Source organism: Alkalihalophilus marmarensis DSM 21297, assembly GCF_000474275.2.
Taxonomy (GTDB): domain Bacteria; phylum Bacillota; class Bacilli; order Bacillales; family Bacillaceae_D; genus Alkalihalophilus; species Alkalihalophilus marmarensis.
In genome coordinates, this window is the sequence record NZ_ATAE01000073.1 from 1 (window position 1) to 1,674 (window position 1,674).

Here is a 1,674-nt window from a genome sequence, read left to right on the forward strand (position 1 = left end):
TGATATGTTTTTTATAAGGTAGATAGATTAAAAAATAAAAATTTGGTTATTTTAAGGGGAGTATTTTTAATGTTTAAAAGAGTTTTTATATTTATTTTTAAATTGGAAGTTTTAAAAGTATGTGAAGATGGGTTTTATATTTTATTAGAGATTATGAAGAAATATAAAGTAAGTAAAAGTGTTATAAAAGATTGGAAATATAAGTTGGATATATATGGTGTTTTAGGTTTTTAAGAATTATTAATTTGTAAATGTTATATAAAAGAATTGAAGTTTTTAGTTGTTAGAGATTGTGTTTTTGGTTAATATTTTATAAATGAAGTTGTTAAAAAGTATGAAGTATTAAGTATTTTAGTTTTTAGGAAGTGGATTAAGAAGTATAATAGTTATAGTGAATTTAAAGATATGGTAAAAGGAAGGTTGAATATTATGATTAAGAGGAAGAAAATGAATTGGGAAGAATGAATATATATTGTATGTTATTGTTTAAAGAATGGAAAAGATTATTAATAATTAGTTAATATGTATGAGGTTTTTTATTAATAGGTTTATTAATGGGTTAAGAAGTATGAGTTTGGTGGAGATGAAGTGTTAAAAGATAAATGTGGTAAAAAGAAAGAGGAAGTGTAATTGATTTTAGAAGAGAAAATGGAGTTTTAAATGAAAAAGTTAGAAAGAGAAAATGAATGGTTATGAGTGGAGAATTTATTTTTAAAAAAGTTAGAAGAGGTTGAAAGGAGGTGAAGATAAATTTAATTTGATATGAGGATAAATATATTGTTATATAAGAGTTGTATAAGAAAGAGAATTTAATTATTTATTTATTTTGTGAAATTGTAGGAGTTGTATGATTTGTTTATTATAAGTGGTTTAATTGTATTTTTTTTTTTTGAGAATTAAAGAATGAAGAAATTATTAAAGAGATGAAAATTTTTTATAGAAAAGTTGATGGTATTTTTGGTTATTGTTAAATGAATTTTTAAATAAATAGAAAGTTTAATGAGAAATTTAATTATAAAAGAATTTATTGGTTAATGAAGTTAATTGGTTTGTGTTTTGTTATTTGTGTTAAGAAAAAGTGATATAAATATTTTATTTTTTAATATGTAGTAGAGAATTTATTAAATTGTGAATTTATAGTAGAAAGATAAAATGAAAAATGGGTTATGGATGTTATAGAATTTAAGTATGGTTAATTAAAAAAGGTTTATTTAAGTGTAATTTGTGATTTTTATGATGGAGTTATTATAAGTTATGTTTTAGGTTGTTTTAATAATAATTAATTTGTATTTAATATATTTGATTAAGTTATATTATAATTAGTTGAGGAATATTTTTTTATTTATAGTGATTGTGGATATTAGTATATATTTAAAGGGTTTAAATGGATGATAGATGATGTAAAGATGATATAAAGTATGTTAAGAGTGGGGAGATGTATTGATAATGGATTAATGGAATTTTTTTTTGGAATATTGAAATGTGAGAAATATTATTTGAATAAATATGAGATATTTGATGAATTTTTATTTGTGATAGATGAGTATATTTATTTTTATAATTATGAAAGATATTAAAAATGATTAAATGGTTTAAGTTTTATGGAATATAGAGTTAAAGTTGTTTAAATTTTTTTTATTATTTTTATTGTTTATTTGATAGGGGGTAGTTTAT

2 protein-coding genes are annotated in these 1,674 nt (G+C 20.1%); both read left to right on the forward strand.

Features of this window, described 5'->3' with window-relative positions; translation table 11 throughout:
* The first annotated feature begins 69 nt into the window (after positions 1–69).
* On the forward strand, positions 70–234 hold the full coding sequence (locus A33I_RS20990) for a hypothetical protein (protein WP_022629942.1): 165 nt from the start codon (positions 70–72) through the stop codon (positions 232–234).
* 1,220 nt (positions 235–1,454) lie between these two features.
* Positions 1,455–1,577: an IS3 family transposase gene (locus tag A33I_RS21555; RefSeq protein ID WP_420796768.1), complete on the forward strand. Its 123-nt coding sequence runs from the start codon at positions 1,455–1,457 to the stop codon at positions 1,575–1,577.
* Positions 1,578–1,674 lie beyond the last annotated feature (97 nt).